Origin of the sequence: Streptococcus uberis, from assembly GCF_900475595.1 — a bacterium.
Taxonomy (GTDB): domain Bacteria; phylum Bacillota; class Bacilli; order Lactobacillales; family Streptococcaceae; genus Streptococcus; species Streptococcus uberis.
This window is the reverse complement of the sequence record NZ_LS483397.1, coordinates 1,311,143-1,328,835: the sequence shown is the minus strand read 5'-3', so window position 1 is coordinate 1,328,835 and position 17,693 is coordinate 1,311,143. Positions and strand designations below refer to the sequence as shown.

Genomic DNA, 17,693 nt, shown 5'->3' with positions numbered 1-17,693 from the left:
GAAAAACACAATAGTCATTCTATAAATACAGCAAGTAGGTGATGATGAGAGGCCTACATTCCCTGGGATGATATATTATCATTTTCTAGCATTCTAACTGAAACGATTCATTAAGTTAGAAGGTTAGTCCACCTTACGGACGAAGAGGGAATAATAGTGATTATTATTCTAAACAAAGGTGGTACCACGAGCTTTCGTCCTTTTTGAGACGGGGCTTTTTTATTTTACGCATGTAACTAAAAGGAGATTGGCATGAAATTAAAAGAGACATTAAATCTAGGAAAAACAGCTTTTCCAATGCGAGCTGGACTTCCCAACAAAGAGCCATTATGGCAAGCAGCTTGGGATGAAGCTCAAATCTACCAAAAACGTCAAAAACTCAATGAAGGAAAACCATCATTTCACCTTCACGATGGTCCTCCCTATGCCAACGGAAATATCCACGTTGGTCATGCTTTGAATAAAATTTCTAAAGATATCATTGTTAGAGCCAAGTCTATGTCAGGATATAATGCGCCATATGTACCAGGATGGGATACACATGGTCTTCCAATTGAACAAGTTTTAGCTAAAAAAGGCATTAAACGCAAAGAAATGGACTTGGCAGAATATTTGGAAATGTGTCGTGACTATGCCCTTAGCCAAGTGGATAAGCAACGCCAAGACTTTAAACGACTAGGAGTTTCAGCAGACTGGGACAATCCTTATGTAACCCTAGACCCTGCTTATGAGGCTGACCAAGTTCGTGTATTTGGGGCAATGGCAGATAAAGGCTATATTTATCGCGGTGCCAAACCAGTTTATTGGTCATGGTCTTCCGAGTCAGCATTAGCAGAAGCAGAGATTGAATACCATGATATTGATTCAACTTCTCTTTATTATGCCAATAAAGTCAAAGACGGCAAAGGCATTTTAGATACAGATTCATATATTGTCGTTTGGACAACAACACCATTTACTGTCACAGCTTCGCGTGGGTTGACAGTAGGTCCAGACATGGACTACGTCCTTGTCCAACCAGCCTCAACTAGCAAGAAATATCTTGTTGCAGGAGGCTTATTAGATAGTTTAGCCCCTAAATTTGCTTGGACAGATTTTGAAATTCTATCCCATCATAAAGGTTCAGAGCTTGAGTATATTGTTACGGAACATCCATGGGATAGTGATGTTGACGAATTAGTTATCCTTGGTGATCATGTTACTCTAGATTCAGGTACAGGGATTGTCCATACTGCTCCAGGATTTGGTGAAGATGACTATAATGTTGGAACGAAATACAAACTGGAAGTAGCCGTTACTGTAGATGAGCGCGGTATGATGATGGAAAATGCTGGTCCAGATTTCCAAGGTCAATTTTATGATAAAGTTTTACCAACTGTTATTGAAAAACTTGGTGACCTCTTACTGGCAAAAGAAGTTATTAACCACTCCTATCCATTTGACTGGAGAACTAAAAAACCAATAATTTGGCGCGCAGTTCCACAATGGTTTGCATCTGTATCAGATTTCCGACAAGAAATCTTGGATGAGATTGAAAAGACAACCTTCCACCCATCATGGGGTAAAACACGTCTATACAATATGATTCGTGACCGTGGCGACTGGGTTATTTCACGTCAGCGTGCTTGGGGAGTACCTCTTCCAATTTTCTATGCAGAAGATGGCACAGCTATTATGACAAAAGAAGTTACTGACCATGTGGCTAATCTTTTTGAAAAAGAAGGCTCCATTATCTGGTGGAAAAAAGAAGCCAAAGAATTGCTCCCAGAAGGCTTTAGTCACCCAGGTTCACCAAATGGTGAATTTACAAAAGAAACAGACATCATGGATGTTTGGTTTGACTCTGGATCTTCTTGGAATGGAGTCATGAACGCTCGTGAACAACTATCATATCCAGCAGATTTATACCTAGAAGGTTCTGACCAATACCGTGGATGGTTTAATTCATCCCTCATCACATCAGTTGCCGTAAATGGTCATGCACCTTATAAAGCAGTTTTATCACAAGGTTTTGTCCTCGATGGTAAAGGTGAAAAAATGTCTAAATCAAAAGGCAATATTATTTCACCAAATGATGTTGCGAAACAATATGGTGCTGAAATTTTACGTCTTTGGGTAACATCCGTTGATACAGATAATGATGTTCGCGTTTCAATGGACATTTTGGGTCAAGTTTCTGAAACCTACCGTAAAATCAGAAATACCTTACGGTTCTTGATTGCAAATACATCTGACTTTAATCCAAATACAAATAGAGTAGCCTATGAAGAGTTGGCTCCAGTTGATAAATACTTAACGATTAAATTTAACAAGTTAGTAGAAGTCTTTAACATCTCTTATGAAAACTATGACTTTATGGCTATCTATAAAGCAGTTGTTAATTTTGTTACTATTGATTTGTCTGCCTTCTATCTTGATTTTGCGAAAGACGTGGTCTATATTGAAGCGGCTAATAGCTTAGCGCGTCGTCGCATGCAAACAGTATTTTATGATATTCTTGTGAAGATTACTAAATTATTAACACCAATTTTACCTCACACTGCTGAAGAAATTTGGTCTTATTTAGAATTTGAAGAGGAAGAATTTGTTCAATTGACAGAAATGCCTGTCGCAGAAATTTTTGAAGGCGAAGAAGACATTCTTTCTGCCTGGGATGCTTTCATGACATTACGCACACAAGCTCAAAAAGCATTAGAAGAAGCCAGAAATGAAAAAGTTATTGGTAAATCACTTGAGGCTCATCTGACAATCTATGCTAGTGATGAAGTCAAAACATTACTAACTGCCCTCGATTCAGATATTGCACTCTTAATGATTGTTTCGCAATTAACCATTGCCGATTTTGCTGATGCACCAACAAATGCTATCTCATTCGAAAATGTCGCCTTTACTGTTGACCATGCGGTAGGAGAAGTTTGCGAACGCTCTCGTCGCGTTGATCCTACAACGAGAATGCGTTCTTATGGCGCTTTTGTATGTGACGCAAGTGCTAAAATTATCGAAGAAAATTTCCCTGAAGCTGTTGCTCAAGGATTTGAAAGTAACTAATGACAAAAAGATTGAAGAGGTTCCCATTTTGGGACAGTGTCTTCAATCTTTTTTTAATTAAAAAAAACACTTCAATTTTGAAGTGTTTTGAAATCTCAGCAACTATATTTTTTCAGGTTTAATTTGAAAGGAAATTTCAATCAAATTATTGGTATGTAAGGTTTTTGATTTACCAGCAACAATTTTTTCTGGATTAATTTTTCGTTTTAGGAAGAAGGAGCGTATCACCTCTAATTCTTCTTCTTTAATTGCTCTGTATTTATTGGAAATAAGCAATTCATAATGTGTCGGAGCTTTTGTGAAAACGACATCTGTGTTTCCTGCTGAATAAACTTCAACCAATTGGGCATCAGTGTTGCGCAATTGGTTCTGAACAAGCTCAGGGTGGCTACTAGTTGTATTTATGAGTCTCATAATTTTCCTCCAAGAGTAAAATTGAAATCAAAAGGATATTACTCTATCATCTTATGTAAGATTTTTATGCTGATTCAACCATTGTTCAACAGCCCACTTATGACTGCCTCTTTTTAAGCGTTCAATAGCATCTTTTACTGGAAACCATTCCAAATGATTAAAATCTTCGAGAGGATTTCCTAACCGTTGATAGGATTTTACATGGTAAAAAAATGCTGGATTATAAAAGTGGGTGTCTCGATGGCGAGAGTAGAAATAATCATCAGCCTGTCCCAGGTAGTTACCCAAGTCTGCTTTAAATCCTAACTCTTCCTTTAATTCACGTTCGAGAGCTGTATGATGGTTTTCTCCATTTTCAATTTCACCACCAGGTAAGAACCAAGCTCCATTTGGTGCCTGGACTAAGATAACTTGATCCTGATTTGAATTTGGAACAATGGCATAGACACCATATCGTGTTTGATAAGATTGATTATCTATTTTATCTCCGAAAACTGGAACTGTCATAAGCTCCCTCCTTTAAATTATTATACTAAAAAATCACTAATAAATCTTAATTAAGTTCCTTTTTTTCAAAAAAATCACTAAAAATACCCTTTCATTTCAAAAAGAACACCTGATTTGGTGCTCTTTTTTGCATTTATTTAACTGGCATATCAAGCAGTTCTTCACTTGATTTCGCTTTAATGGCTTTAATAAGAATATTCCCATTACTTGACATCATAGCTTTGAGATTTTTTTCTGTTGGATTTTCTAAGTAGAAATCTGTAATAGCATCTTCGATATGCTCTTGAATGGTCCTTCTTAGAGGACGGGCCCCCATTTTAGGGTCATAGCCAAGATCAACCAATTTTTCTTTAACCTTAGCTGTTACTTCAAGATGAATATTGTTATGAGATAAGCGAGCATTAACATCTTCCAACATTAAATCTACAATGTGGAGTAAGTTTTCTTTACTTAATGGTTGGAATTCAATGATACCATCAAAACGGTTCATAAATTCTGGACTAAAGTAGTTACTTAATTCGCCTAAAACAGAGTTTGTACGTCCTTCACGCGCTGCACCAAAACCAACTGAAGCTTCAACGCGTCCTGTTCCCGCATTTGAAGTCATGATGATAATAGTGTCCTTAAAGCTCACAGTTCGACCTTGTCCATCCGTTAAGCGACCATCATCCAAAACTTGTAAGAACATATGCATCACATCAGGATGAGCCTTCTCAACTTCATCCAGAAGTATAAGTGAGTATGGGTTCCGTCTAACTTTTTCTGTCAGCTGACCAGCTTCCTCATAACCAACATATCCTGGAGGCGCTCCTACCAATTTAGCAACAGCATGTTTTTCCATGTATTCCGACATGTCAAATCGAATCATATTATCAGCAGATCCAAAAAGTTCAATAGCCAATTGCTTAGAAAGCTCTGTTTTACCAACACCAGTCGGTCCAACGAAAAGGAAAGAACCAATAGGACGATTAGGGCTACCAAGTCCGACACGATTACGTCGAATAGCTTTTGCAATCTTTTCAACCGCATCATCTTGACCGATGACATGCGCTTTAAGATCATCTGATAAGTTGACCAATTGGGATTGTTCTTTTTCCTTTAAATCGCCAACTGGAATATTGGTTTTTTGTTCAACAATGGCTTCAATTGTTTTTTCTGTGATAATAGGCGTGTCTTCGTCGTCTACCTTTTGTTTTTGCAATTCTTTGTATTTTGCAATTTGGTCTCTGAAGTAAGCTGCGCGTTCAAAATCTTCATCCCTAGTGGCTTGCGCTTTTAAGTTTTCAGCTTCGACTAATCTCTTATCAATCTCTTTGGGATCAACAAAGTTTAATGTCAAGTTCATTTTAGAACCGGCTTCGTCGAGCAAATCAATGGCTTTATCGGGAAGGAAACGATCCTGAATATACCTATTAGAAAGGTGAGCAGCAGCTTCGATAGCATCTTGACTGTATTTCACATGATGGTAATCTTCATATTTGCTTTGAATCCCTTTTAAAATAGTGATGGTTTCCTCAACTGAAGGTTCATCAACTTTAACTGGCTGCATACGTCTTTCGAGTGCTGCATCTTTTTCAATGATCCGATATTCATTCAACGTCGTTGCACCAACCAGTTGTAATTCTCCACGAGCAAGGGCAGGTTTTAAAATGTTACCAGCATCCATATTGCCATCGCCTGCACTACCAGCACCGACAATCTCATGAATTTCGTCAATAAATAAAATGACATCTTGGCGATTTCGGATTTCTTCCATTAGTTTTTGCATGCGTTCTTCGAACTGACCACGAATGCCAGTTCCTTGAACTAAACTGACTACATCTAATCGAATGACTTGTTTGTGTTGTAATTTATGTGGAACATCCCCATCTACAATTTTTTGAGCTAAACCCTCCACAACTGCAGTTTTACCAACACCAGGTTCCCCAATAAGGACAGGGTTATTTTTAGTCCGTCGATTTAGAATTTCAATGACGCGAACAATCTCATCATCGCGTCCGATAACAGGATCAATATCACCTCTTCTGGCAATATCAGTTACATTGATACCGAATTCTTCTAAAAGGCCATTTGGTTTTTGCGTTTGAGCAGCTTGAGCCTGGGACCCGTTGTATCCTCCACGGTGTCCCCCATTACCTTGTCCGCCTCCAGATTGAGTTGGTGGCGTGTTAGGCAATTGACCAAATGCCCTGAAATTGTTGAGATCACCAAAAAAGTCATCAAAGAATGGATTTATCGAATCTTGTTGTGGTTTCCCATTTTGACCACCTAGGATAGGATTATTAGTATCTGTTTTCATGATTTGATAACAATTTTGACAAAGATCTACCTGTCTTTGTTTTCCATTCACATTCGTATATAGATGAATAGTTGCTTCATTTAATTTACAATTTTGACAAAGCATAATATACCTCCAAAGGTCAGAATAAAAGTCAAAACATTTAGTCAAAAATGGTCAAACTTTATACTCATATTATAGCACCTCCAAAAAGGAAATCAAGTAAAAAGTTCAGAATTTTAGCACTTAGTGACTTAGAGTGATAATTGTATTTTCGATTGAAAAAGGGCATAAAATTCAAGAAAAATAGTTATTTTAGTGTTTGTTTAGTTATTTTTATGTTAAAATAATAGGGATAATAAACGAATAGGAGAACGGAAATGGAATCACATTTAGTGAGAATCATCAATCGTTTAGAATTGATGGTCAACGATGGTGGCAACTTAAAAAGAAATTTTGAACGTGAGGGTGTTGTCGTTGCGGAAGTTTCTTTTGCAAATGATCCTGAAAATGGACCAGTCTTTACCTTGCGCGATGTAGAAGCACGTGAATCATATTCATTTGATAGTATTGATTTAATTGCAATGGAAATTTACGATTTATTATACTAAGAAAATAGACTAAGATTGAGCTTACTTGGGTAAGCTTTTTTTTATGTCAAAAAACGTTGTATTTTTATTCATAAGATGTTATAATTATTTCTATTATTTTAAAAAATTAGATTGTAGGATGATAGAATGAATTTTTCTTTTTTGCCTGAATATTGGGCTTATTTCAACTATGGTGTCATAGTCACAATAATGATTTCTGCCTGTGTCGTTTTTTTTGGCACGATTATTGGGGTTTTGATCACTTTTGTCAAGCGTAGTTCATTTACTCCCTTGAAGTGGTTAGCCAATTTTTATGTTTGGATTTTTCGTGGCACTCCAATGGTTGTACAGATTATGATTGCATTTGCATGGATGCATTTTAATAATATGCCAACTGTCAATTTTGGTGTTTTGGATTTAGATTTTTCAAGGTTATTGCCAGGTATTATTATCATTTCATTAAATAGTGGAGCCTATATTTCTGAAATTGTACGTGCTGGAATTGAAGCTGTTCCAAAAGGACAACTTGAAGCGGCATATTCGTTAGGAATTAGACCGAAAAATGCAATGCGTTATGTTATTTTGCCACAAGCCTTTAAAAACATTTTACCTGCTTTAGGAAATGAATTTATTACAATCATCAAAGATAGTGCACTTTTACAAACTATCGGTGTCATGGAGTTGTGGAATGGGGCTCAAACAGTAGTAACGTCAACCTATTTACCAATTACACCATTGTTATTTGCGGCATTTTACTATTTGATGGTGACAACGGTTTTATCCTATTTATTAACGATTTTAGAAAACAAGATGGGACAAGGAGTTAAAAAAGCATGAGTGATACACTAATTCATATTGAAAACCTCCATAAATACTTTGGGAAAAATGAGGTTTTAAAAGGGATTGATTTAAGGATCGAACAAGGCGAAGTATTAGTCATTATTGGTCCCTCTGGATCAGGAAAATCAACACTGCTTAGAAGTATGAATCTTCTTGAAGAACCGACCAAGGGACGCATTACCTTTGAAGGAATAGACATTACAGATAAGAAAAATGATATTTTTAAAATGCGAGAAAAAATGGGAATGGTCTTTCAACAGTTTAACCTGTTTCCAAATATGACGGTATTAGAAAATATCACCTTATCCCCAATCAAAACAAAAGGATTATCGACAAGTGAAGCAGAGCAAAAAGCTTATGAACTATTGGAAAAAGTCGGTTTACTGGAAAAAGCAAATGCTTATCCAGCAAGTCTTTCAGGGGGGCAGCAACAAAGGATTGCTATTGCCCGTGGTTTAGCAATGGATCCAGATGTCTTACTATTTGATGAACCAACATCAGCATTAGATCCTGAGATGGTAGGTGAGGTCTTGACTGTAATGCAAGATTTAGCTAGATCTGGAATGACAATGGCTATTGTTACGCATGAAATGGGATTTGCAAAAGAAGTTGCTGACCGTGTCATTTTTATGGATGGAGGGGTAATTGTTGAAGAAGGTTCTCCAAAAAACTTATTTGAAAACCCTCAAGAAAGCCGGACAAAAGATTTTTTGAGTAAGGTTCTATAAATTAGAATAATCAGTTGATATCACTCTAAAATCAAAAGAAGGTTATTTTCCTTCTTTTTTTTGATATAATAATATGCAATTACATTTGAAAAGGAATCCTTGCATGACACAAATTATTGATGGAAAAGCTTTAGCTCAAAAAATGCAATCTCAATTGGCTAAAAAGGTTGAGGATTTGAAACAAGAATTTGGTATTGTACCAGGTCTTGTGGTGATACTGGTTGGAGACAACCCAGCAAGTCAAGTTTATGTTAGAAACAAAGAACGCTCAGCTATTGCCGCAGGCTTTAAAAGTGAAACCATTCGACTATCAGAATCTATTTGTCAGGAAGAATTAATTCAAATCATCCATCGTTATAATAAAGATGAGAGTATCCATGGGATTTTAGTTCAACTTCCCCTTCCTACACATATTAATGAAAAGCGCATTATTTTAGAAATTGATCCCCATAAAGATGTTGATGGTTTCCACCCTATGAATACAGGGCATCTTTGGTCTGGTCGCCCTATTATGGTTCCTTGTACACCAGCAGGAATTATGGAAATGCTTAGTGAGTATCAAATTGATTTGGAAGGAAAGCATGCTGTTATTATTGGACGTTCGAATATTGTTGGTAAACCGATGGCACAATTACTCTTGGATAAAAATGCTACGGTTACTTTAACACATTCAAGAACTCGAAACTTATCAAAAATAAGCAGCGAAGCTGATGTCTTAATAGTTGCCATTGGGCAAGGTCATTTTGTAACAGAAGAATATGTCAAAGATGGGGCTGTTGTCATTGATGTGGGAATGAATCGAGATGACAATGGTAAACTGATTGGTGATGTTGCTTTTGAGGAAGTATCACGTAAAGCAAGTTATATTACTCCTGTACCAGGTGGTGTAGGACCAATGACTATCACGATGTTATTGGAACAAACCTATCAATCAGCACTCAGAAGTGTCAGTTCATAATGAAAATTAAACGCAGATTGTAATCTAAGGGGCCTATAAAGGCCCTTTTTTCGTCTTGTTACTGACTATTTAGCTAGAAAAATGATATAATTGCATTTGTAAATATCGTGTATATACGACTTGAAATGGAAAGGAGGAAAAATGTCAGACTATTTAAGTGTATCGCATCTTACCAAGTATCTTAAAATGAAATTTGACCGAGATCCTTACTTAGAACGCGTTTATTTGACAGGTCAAGTCTCGAATTTTCGAAAACGTCCCAATCATCAATATTTCTCTTTAAAAGATGAAAATGCTGTTATTCAGGCAACTATGTGGGCAAGTGCCTATAAAAGATTAGCTTTTGATTTGGAAGAAGGCATGAAAATAAATGTCATTGGTAGAGTTCAGATATATGAACCCTCAGGGTCATATTCTATTATTATTGAGGAAGCAGTACCAGATGGTATTGGAGCACTTGCCATCCAATTCGAACAATTGAAGAAAAAGTTAACTAACGAAGGTTTCTTTGACGATAAGCATAAACAAGATTTGCCACAGTTTGTTCAGAAAGTCGGTGTCATAACTAGTCCAAGTGGTGCTGTCATTCGAGATATCATTACAACCATTTCTCGTCGCTTTCCTGGAGTTGAGATTTTACTCTTTCCAACAAAAGTTCAAGGCGAAGGGGCTGCAGAAGAAATCGTAGCCAATATTTCGAAAGCCAATCAAAGAGAAGATTTGGATTTATTAATTGTCGGACGTGGTGGAGGTTCCATTGAAGATTTATGGGCCTTCAATGAGGAAATTGTGGTTCATGCCATTTTCGCATCACAATTACCCATTATTTCAAGTGTTGGCCACGAGACTGATGTTACTTTATCGGATTTTGTAGCTGATCGCAGAGCAGCAACACCCACAGCTGCAGCAGAATTGGCAACTCCAGTTACAAAAGCTGATATTATTTCGTGGATTAGTGAACGACAAAATAGATCTTACCAGGCGACTTTGAGGTTGCTTCACCAAAAACGGGATCAGGTCATGGTCTTGGGTCAATCGGTTATTTTTAGGCAACCTGAGCGTTTATATGATGCCTATCTCCAAAAAATAGACCGATTGCATAATAGTTTATTAAACAGTATCAAGAGTAAACTCTCAGATAGTAGACAGGCAGAAATGACTGTCAGTCATCGCTTGCAAACCATGAATTTATTATCAACAATTAATCGCTACCAAGAACGGCTGATGACCTTAAATCAGTGGCTAAATGTTGACATGCAAAAACAATTTGATCAGTTAAGGACACGCTTTGAAAAGGCACAAGATGCACTTTTAACATTGGATACAAAGCGAATAGTTGCGCGTGGTTATAGTATTGTAAGACAAGAAGATAAGATAATTTCGTCCGTCAAAGACGTTTCAACTGGTGATTTGTTGGCCATTGAAATGCGTGATGGACAAATAGAAGTAGAGGTGAAAAATGGCAACTAAAAAAACATTTGAAGAACGTTTACAGGAATTAGAAACGATCGTTTCAAAGTTAGAAAGTGGTGAAGTGCCTTTAGAAGAGGCAATTGCTGAATTTCAAAAAGGTATGATTTTGTCAAAAGACTTGCAAAAAACGTTACAAAATGCTGAAAAGACATTGGTAAAAGTCATGCAAGCTGATGGTAGCGAAATAGAGATTGAAGACTGATGGATAAGTTAAAGAAAATTGACCAGACGATTCATGCCTTTTATTGTGAGAAAGCTGTTATTTCAGAAAAGTTGAATGAAGCAGTTCTTTATTCTATCAATGCAGGTGGAAAACGTATTAGACCCATCTTGTTTTTGGAAGTTATTGAGGCTTTGCAAATTCCTCTAACAGAAAGTCACTTTAAAGCTGCAGCAGCTCTTGAAATGATACATACTGGAAGTCTTATTCATGATGATTTGCCAGCTATGGATAATGACGATTATCGAAGAGGGCAATTAACGAATCATAAAAAGTTTGATGAGGCAACGGCCATTCTTGCTGGAGATAGTCTCTTTTTGGATGCTTTTGGAATGCTAGCAGAAACTGATTTTCCAACTGATGTCACTGTTGATCTTGTCAGGTCTTTATCATCAGCTTCAGGTACTTTTGGTATGGTTGGTGGGCAAATGTTGGATATGGCAGCAGAGGGGAAAAAGCTCAATTTTAAAAATTTGCAGTTAATTCACCGTCATAAAACAGGTCAATTGCTAGCCTATCCCTTTTGGGCAGCAGCGCGAGTAGCTCAATTGGATGAGAAGCTCCTCGCTACATTTTTAGAAATTGGCATGATCATTGGCCTTGCTTTCCAAGTGAGGGACGACATTTTAGATATTACGGCTAATTTTGAGGAAATTGGAAAAACACCCAAAAAGGATGTGATGGCTGAAAAAATGACCTATCCTCACTTACTTGGCTTGAATGAATCATACCAGATATTAGACGAGTCACTTGATCAAGCTGAGGCTATTTTGCGAAAACTTTCTGATGAAATTGCCTTTGCCCCACAAAAGATACTGTCATTGATAGAAAGGTTAAGATTAGATGCCTAAGGAAAGAGTGGATGTATTAGCGCATAGACAAGGCTTGTTTGAAACACGTGAACAGGCAAAGCGTGGTGTCATGGCAGGATTGGTCATTTCTGTCCTAAATGGTGAACGTTTTGACAAGCCAGGTGAAAAAATAGACGATACTATCGAACTTAAAGTTAAGGGTGAAAAATTAAAATATGTTAGTCGAGGTGGCCTCAAACTCGAGAAGGCATTGAAAGTTTTTAATCTTTCTGTTGAAGACAAAGTCGCTATTGACATCGGTGCTTCAACGGGTGGTTTTACAGATGTCATGTTGCAATCAGGGGCTAAGCTCGTATATGCGGTTGACGTCGGAACCAATCAACTGGTTTGGAAACTCAGACAAGATCAACGGGTTCAAAGCATGGAACAATATAATTTTAGGTATGCCCAACTAGCAGATTTTGATAAGGGTAGGCCTGAGTTTGCAAGCATTGATGTTTCCTTTATTTCCTTGAACTTGATTCTACCAGCATTACATAAGATTCTTCAGGATCAGGGTGAAGTTGTTGCTTTAATCAAGCCTCAATTTGAAGCAGGAAGAGATTTTGTGGGAAAAAATGGGATTGTCAAAGACAAGCAAGTTCATCAAAAAGTGATTAAAGAAGTGACTCATTTTGCCAATAATTTTGGATTTGAGGTTCAAGGCCTAGATTTTTCTCCTATTCAAGGTGGTCATGGCAATATAGAATTTTTAATGTACCTAGTTAAGAAGACTCCAAGTCAACAAGTGGAGGATAGGCAAATAGAAGAACTCGTAGAAAAAGCACATAAGGAATTTGATAAGCATGAAGAAAAGTGAACGACTAGACTTAATTAAAAAAATTGTTTTATCTCATGATATTGAAACGCAGCACGAACTATTGGCTCTTTTAAGAGAGCAAGGATTGGAATTAACACAAGCAACTATTTCACGTGATATGAATGAAATAGGTATTGTTAAGATCCCATCAGGTTCAGGTCCATATATTTATGGATTATCACAGGATAGTGGCAAAAAGTTAAATCAGAGACCCCTATCCATTAAGAGTACCATTTTACATCTTTCACCTAAGCATGAGCAGTTGCGTAACCATATCTATTTAAAAGTGGTTCCTGGAAATGCAATGGTTATTAAGCGTCACTTACTAGATGATTTTTCAGAAAACATTTTTAGTATTATAGCTGATGATGACAGTATCTTCATCATTACACACACTGAAGCAGATACAGATCTCATTCGAGAAGCAGTGGCTGAATGGATGGCTACTAAATCCTAATAGATTGGGGACAGGGATGTTATTAGAAATTTCGATAAAGAATTTTGCCATTATTGAAGAAATATCCTTAAATTTCGAGAATGGTATGACTGTTCTAACTGGAGAAACTGGAGCGGGAAAATCTATCATCATAGACGCTATGAATATGATGCTAGGTGCAAGAGCCAGTACAGATGTCATTAGACATGGTACAGAGAAGGCTGAAATTGAAGGTTTCTTTTCACTTGATCGAAAAAATGAAATCAAAAGCATCTTAGAAAAGAATGGCATTGACGTTTCAGATGACTTGGTTATTCGTCGTGATATCTTTGCTAATGGGCGTAGCGTTAGTCGCATTAATGGTCAAATGGTAACTTTAAGTACCTTGAAAGAAGTTGGCCATTATCTCGTTGATATTCATGGTCAACATGACCAGGAAGAGTTGATGAGAGCCTCTCACCATCAATCTATTTTAGATGCCTTTGGAAATGACGCATTTCAATCTTTAAAAAGGCGTTATCAATCACTTTTTAACGATTACAAGCTTATTCGAAAACGTGTGATTGAAAAGCAAAAAAATGAGCAAGAACATAGAGAACGAATTGAAATGCTAGCTTTTCAATTAGCTGAAATAGAAGCGGTTGATTTACAAAAAGGTGAAGATCAAGCATTGAATCAGGAACGGGATCGCTTACTGAACCACAAACATATTGTGGATACCTTATCCAATGCTTCTACTATGTTAGATAATGATGATTTTTCAAGCCTTGCAAATCTGCGCTCTGCTATGAATGACTTATTAAGCATAGAGGATTTTGATCCAAACTATAAGACCTTAGCTTCATCATTAACTGATGCTTATTACATTTTGGAGGACGTCAACAAGGAATTATCCGTCGTTCTTGAAGATCTTGACTTTGATGCTAGTCGACTCTTTGATATTGAAAAGAGATTAGACGTCATCTACAGTTTGACGCGCAAATATGGAGGTAGTGTTGATGATGTCTTAGATTATTACAGTAATATCGAAAAAGAATACAAATTACTAACAGGTAATGAATCCTCTACAAATACCTTGGAAATTGATTTGAAGAAGCTGGAGAAAGAGTTAATCACAGTTTCTGAAGAACTAAGTCTTGAAAGACATCAGTTGGCAAGTGCTCTAGAGACAATCATCCAACAGGAATTGAAAGAACTATATATGGAAAAAGCTGCTTTTAGAGTGGTGTTTTCCAAGGCTAAGTTTAGTCAAAGTGGCAATGAGACTATTGAATTTTACATTTCAACCAATCCTGGGGAAGGTTTTAAACCTCTTGTTAAAGTCGCATCAGGTGGAGAATTGTCACGTCTAATGTTAGCCATCAAGTCAGCTATTTCGAGAAAAGAAGATAAGACAAGTATTGTTTTTGACGAAGTAGATACAGGTGTTTCTGGTAGGGTTGCTCAAGCCATTGCTCAAAAAATTTACAAAATTGGTCACAATAGTCAAGTCTTGGCCATATCTCACCTCCCACAGGTCATCGCCATTGCCGATTATCAGTACTTTATATCGAAAGAAAGTAAGGAAGAAACAACAATCTCAACCGTTCGCTTATTAACGGATGAGGAACGGGTTGAAGAAATAGCAAAAATGATTGCTGGAAATGATGTTACGGATACTGCACGGACACAAGCACGTGACTTGTTAAGAAAAGATTAAAAGGTAATTCATTTATCTTTTTTTCTTTGCATATTTTGCTTTCTGATTCAATCAATGTTAAAATAAAGTGATAAAGAAGTCATAGAATGGAACATGTTATGGGAAAAATACAAATTGTTACTGATTCCTCAATTACAATTGAAAAAGAATACATTGAAAAATATGATATCACTGTAGTACCGCTTTCTGTGATGGTTGACGGTAAACTCTATTCAGATAATGATTTAAAAGAAGAAGGCCAATTTTTAAAGTTAATGAAGGCGACGAAAGATTTGCCTAAAACCAGTCAACCTCCAGTTGGCCTATTTGCAGATTATTATGAGGAATTGGTGAAAAAAGGTGTCACTGATATTATTGCAATCCACTTAACACCCATTTTATCAGGGACAATTGAAGCATCAAGACAGGGTGCGGAAATCGCTGGAGTTTCTGTCCATGTCGTCGATTCTACTTTTACAGATCAAGCCCTTAAATTTCAAGTTGTCCAGGCAGCAAAAATGGCTCAAGAAGGTGCGTCGTGTGATGAGATACTCGAAAAAATCAATGACGTCAAATCTAAAACAAAGTTATTTATAGGAGTTTCAACCCTTGAAAATCTTGTCAAAGGGGGACGAATTGGTCGAGTTGCTGGTGCTATCACAAGTTTATTAAACATTCGATTATTGATGGAGCTCACAGAGGATGAGTTAAAACCGATAGCTAAAGGAAGAGGAAATAAGACATTCTTTAAATGGCTTGATGCTTATTTTAAAGAGACTAGTCATCAAAAAATTGCTGAGCTTGCCATTTCTTACTCTGGTGAAAAGGATTTGGCAAATCAATTGGCAGAAAAAATCAGATCCTATTATAATGGAGAAATAACTATCCTTGAAACTGGGTCAATCATTCAAACGCATACTGGTGAAGGCGCATTTGCGGTTATGATTCGTTATGAATAAGAAAGGCATTATAGGTCAGATTGGGCTTTTTCTTCTTTTCTTTCTTCTTTTTTTCGGTCTATTCAATCTTGTCATTCCTAAAAAAGACTCTCAGTTAAAGGATAGTGATTTTTTTAAACAAAGTCAAAGCTCTTTGAACTATCTAGCAATAGGAGATTCTTTAACTGAAGGCATTGGCGATGAAAGCAATCAAGGTGGGTTTGTTCCCTTATTGGCTCAAGATATTGAAAGTCATTTTAATATACAAGTCACAGCGTCTAATTTTGGGGTAGCTGGTAATACGAGTCAACAAATTCTTGATCGCATGAAGGATGACCCTAACCTGAAAAAGGCCTTAAAAAGTGCAGATTTAATCACAGTCACTGTAGGTGGAAATGATATCATGGCTGTAGTCAGACAAAATTTATCGACATTAGATGAGTCAAGTTTCCTAGAGGCCTCAAAAGACTATCAAAATCATTTAAGAGAGATGATTTCTTTAGCCAAAAAAGGAAATAAGAGGGTTAAAATCTATATATTGGGTTTATATAATCCATTCTTTCTGAATTTTCCACAGATCAAAGAGATGCAATCTATTATTGATGATTGGAATGAGATGACAAAAGCTGTGATCTCTGATTATTCAAACGTCCATTTTGTTCCAATCAATGATCGTTTATATAAAGGAATTGATGGAAAAGATGGTGTCGTTCAATCAGATGGTAATCAGAAAAAGGTCTTAAATGATGCCTTGTTTTCTGGTGATCATTTTCATCCAAATCATATCGGCTATCAAATTATGTCAGACACTGTATTGGAGACACTAAAAAAATATGAGAAAAAAACGAACAATTAACTGGTGGAAATGGTCTTTCCTCATTTTATTAGCATTAAACCTAGCTTTTGTTTGTGTTATTGCAAGTCGAGTCATTCAAGTTAGGGAACCGGAGTCTCAAAAATTATTAAGCAAAAATCAGCATAGTGTCTTAGTGGGACACTTTACGACAAGTCGAAAATCCTTAAATGACAGTGTTGCTCGATACTTAAAGAAGGAAGAGAAACAAAACTTAAGCTATCAAATTTATGCATCAAGAACGTCTATCATTTTTGAGGGAAACTATTATTTATTAGGATATGAAGTGCCTTTATACGTTTATTTTCAGCCAATTGCTCTTGCAAATGGAAATATCCAATTGCGCGTGACCTCAATCTCTGCAGGGACTTTACCTTTACCTGAAGCTGAGGTTCTGCGCTATATTAAGTCAAGTTACAAGCTGCCATCATTTGTCTCAATTAATTCGAAGGAATCATCACTGCTTATTAGATTAGATCGAATAGATAATGAAGCGGGCATTTTTTTAAAAGCAAAAAAGATTGATCTTGTCAATGATAAAATAAGTTTTGAAATTTTTAAGAAATAGCTACAAATAACGTTAAATACTTGACCTATAAGCTTTTTTTAGTTATTATTGTAACTGTTAAAGCATATTGCTTATAAATAATTTGGAGGATTTGTTAAATGGCTAACAAACAAGATTTAATCGCAAAAGTTGCAGAAGCAACTGAACTTACTAAAAAAGATTCAGCAGCAGCTGTTGATGCAGTATTCTCTGCAATTGAAGGATTCCTTTCAAAAGGTGAAAAAGTTCAATTAATCGGTTTTGGTAACTTCGAAGTTCGCGAACGCGCAGCTCGTAAAGGTCGTAACCCTCAAACAGGTGCAGAAATTAAAATCGCTGCATCAAAAGTTCCAGCATTCAAAGCTGGTAAAGCACTTAAAGACGCCGTTAAATAATGTATAAAGAACCTACTAGTCGGGCATTTGAGCTTGACTAGTAGGTTTTTTTTGCCTTCCATTTTTAGATGACAAAAAGAGATATTCCTTATCTGGTTAAGTTTATTTAGAATTATTCT

Annotated in this window: 18 protein-coding genes; 15 read left to right on the top strand and 3 right to left on the bottom strand. The window is 36.6% G+C overall.

Translation table 11 applies throughout. The annotated features are described in order from the left end of the window. Positions 1 to 252 precede the first annotated feature (252 nt). A complete protein-coding gene (gene ileS / locus DQM95_RS06870; RefSeq protein WP_037591781.1) occupies positions 253 to 3,048 on the top strand; it encodes an isoleucine--tRNA ligase in 2,796 nt (931 codons plus the stop codon). Positions 3,049 to 3,150: 102 nt separating this feature from the next. Here the strand turns inward: ileS and DQM95_RS06865 are convergent, their stop codons facing one another. From DQM95_RS06865 to DQM95_RS06855, 3 genes are all read right to left on the bottom strand, one after another. Next, positions 3,151 to 3,462 carry a DUF1827 family protein gene (locus tag DQM95_RS06865; RefSeq protein WP_037591782.1) on the bottom strand — a complete coding sequence of 104 codons (312 nt, stop codon included), beginning with the start codon at positions 3,460 to 3,462 and terminating at the stop codon, positions 3,151 to 3,153. A 51-nt stretch (positions 3,463 to 3,513) separates the two neighbouring features. Further along, positions 3,514 to 3,969, bottom strand: a complete 456-nt coding sequence (locus tag DQM95_RS06860; RefSeq protein WP_037591783.1) for an NUDIX hydrolase — start codon at positions 3,967 to 3,969, stop codon at positions 3,514 to 3,516. A gap of 133 nt (positions 3,970 to 4,102) precedes the next feature. Then, complete coding sequence (locus DQM95_RS06855) at positions 4,103 to 6,373, bottom strand: ATP-dependent Clp protease ATP-binding subunit (RefSeq protein WP_046391474.1); 2,271 nt, start codon at positions 6,371 to 6,373, stop codon at positions 4,103 to 4,105. 254 nt (positions 6,374 to 6,627) lie between these two features. Between DQM95_RS06855 and DQM95_RS06850 the strand changes: the two genes are divergently transcribed. The 14 genes from DQM95_RS06850 (at position 6,628) to DQM95_RS06785 (ending at position 17,574) form a co-directional block, all read left to right on the top strand. Further along, positions 6,628 to 6,858 carry a DUF1797 family protein gene (locus DQM95_RS06850; RefSeq protein WP_012658754.1) on the top strand — a complete coding sequence of 77 codons (231 nt, stop codon included), beginning with the start codon at positions 6,628 to 6,630 and terminating at the stop codon, positions 6,856 to 6,858. A 126-nt stretch (positions 6,859 to 6,984) separates the two neighbouring features. Further along, on the top strand, positions 6,985 to 7,674 hold the full coding sequence (locus DQM95_RS06845) for an amino acid ABC transporter permease (RefSeq protein WP_012658753.1): 690 nt from the start codon (positions 6,985 to 6,987) through the stop codon (positions 7,672 to 7,674). Then, a complete protein-coding gene (locus DQM95_RS06840; protein WP_012658752.1) occupies positions 7,671 to 8,405 on the top strand; it encodes an amino acid ABC transporter ATP-binding protein in 735 nt (244 codons plus the stop codon). The genes DQM95_RS06845 and DQM95_RS06840 overlap by 4 nt, the downstream gene beginning before the upstream one ends. Positions 8,406 to 8,508: 103 nt before the next feature. After that, positions 8,509 to 9,363 carry a bifunctional methylenetetrahydrofolate dehydrogenase/methenyltetrahydrofolate cyclohydrolase gene (locus tag DQM95_RS06835; protein ID WP_037591785.1) on the top strand — a complete coding sequence of 285 codons (855 nt, stop codon included), beginning with the start codon at positions 8,509 to 8,511 and terminating at the stop codon, positions 9,361 to 9,363. 141 nt (positions 9,364 to 9,504) lie between these two features. Continuing rightward, complete coding sequence (xseA, locus tag DQM95_RS06830; protein WP_012658750.1) at positions 9,505 to 10,833, top strand: exodeoxyribonuclease VII large subunit; 1,329 nt, start codon at positions 9,505 to 9,507, stop codon at positions 10,831 to 10,833. After that, the gene (locus DQM95_RS06825; RefSeq protein WP_012658749.1) at positions 10,823 to 11,038 is read left to right on the top strand and encodes an exodeoxyribonuclease VII small subunit; all 216 of its coding nucleotides are present in this window, start codon (positions 10,823 to 10,825) and stop codon (positions 11,036 to 11,038) included. Before xseA ends, DQM95_RS06825 begins: the two co-directional genes overlap by 11 nt. Then, the gene (locus DQM95_RS06820) at positions 11,038 to 11,907 is read left to right on the top strand and encodes a polyprenyl synthetase family protein (protein ID WP_037591788.1); all 870 of its coding nucleotides are present in this window, start codon (positions 11,038 to 11,040) and stop codon (positions 11,905 to 11,907) included. Before DQM95_RS06825 ends, DQM95_RS06820 begins: the two co-directional genes overlap by 1 nt. Continuing rightward, positions 11,900 to 12,727, top strand: coding sequence for a TlyA family RNA methyltransferase (locus DQM95_RS06815; RefSeq protein ID WP_037591789.1), 828 nt, complete (start codon positions 11,900 to 11,902; stop codon positions 12,725 to 12,727). Before DQM95_RS06820 ends, DQM95_RS06815 begins: the two co-directional genes overlap by 8 nt. Beyond that, a complete protein-coding gene (locus DQM95_RS06810) occupies positions 12,714 to 13,184 on the top strand; it encodes an arginine repressor (RefSeq protein ID WP_012658746.1) in 471 nt (156 codons plus the stop codon). Before DQM95_RS06815 ends, DQM95_RS06810 begins: the two co-directional genes overlap by 14 nt. Positions 13,185 to 13,200: 16 nt before the next feature. Beyond that, positions 13,201 to 14,862 (top strand): DNA repair protein RecN, encoded by a 1,662-nt coding sequence (recN, locus tag DQM95_RS06805; protein WP_037591790.1) that lies wholly within the window; start codon positions 13,201 to 13,203, stop codon positions 14,860 to 14,862. Positions 14,863 to 14,960: 98 nt separating this feature from the next. Further along, positions 14,961 to 15,800, top strand: coding sequence for a DegV family protein (locus DQM95_RS06800; protein ID WP_037592483.1), 840 nt, complete (start codon positions 14,961 to 14,963; stop codon positions 15,798 to 15,800). Then, the gene (locus tag DQM95_RS06795; RefSeq protein ID WP_037591791.1) at positions 15,793 to 16,635 is read left to right on the top strand and encodes an SGNH/GDSL hydrolase family protein; all 843 of its coding nucleotides are present in this window, start codon (positions 15,793 to 15,795) and stop codon (positions 16,633 to 16,635) included. Before DQM95_RS06800 ends, DQM95_RS06795 begins: the two co-directional genes overlap by 8 nt. Next, positions 16,613 to 17,200, top strand: coding sequence for a YpmS family protein (locus DQM95_RS06790; protein WP_012658742.1), 588 nt, complete (start codon positions 16,613 to 16,615; stop codon positions 17,198 to 17,200). Before DQM95_RS06795 ends, DQM95_RS06790 begins: the two co-directional genes overlap by 23 nt. 98 nt (positions 17,201 to 17,298) lie before the next feature. Beyond that, positions 17,299 to 17,574 (top strand): HU family DNA-binding protein, encoded by a 276-nt coding sequence (locus DQM95_RS06785; RefSeq protein ID WP_012658741.1) that lies wholly within the window; start codon positions 17,299 to 17,301, stop codon positions 17,572 to 17,574. Positions 17,575 to 17,693: the final 119 nt, after the last annotated feature.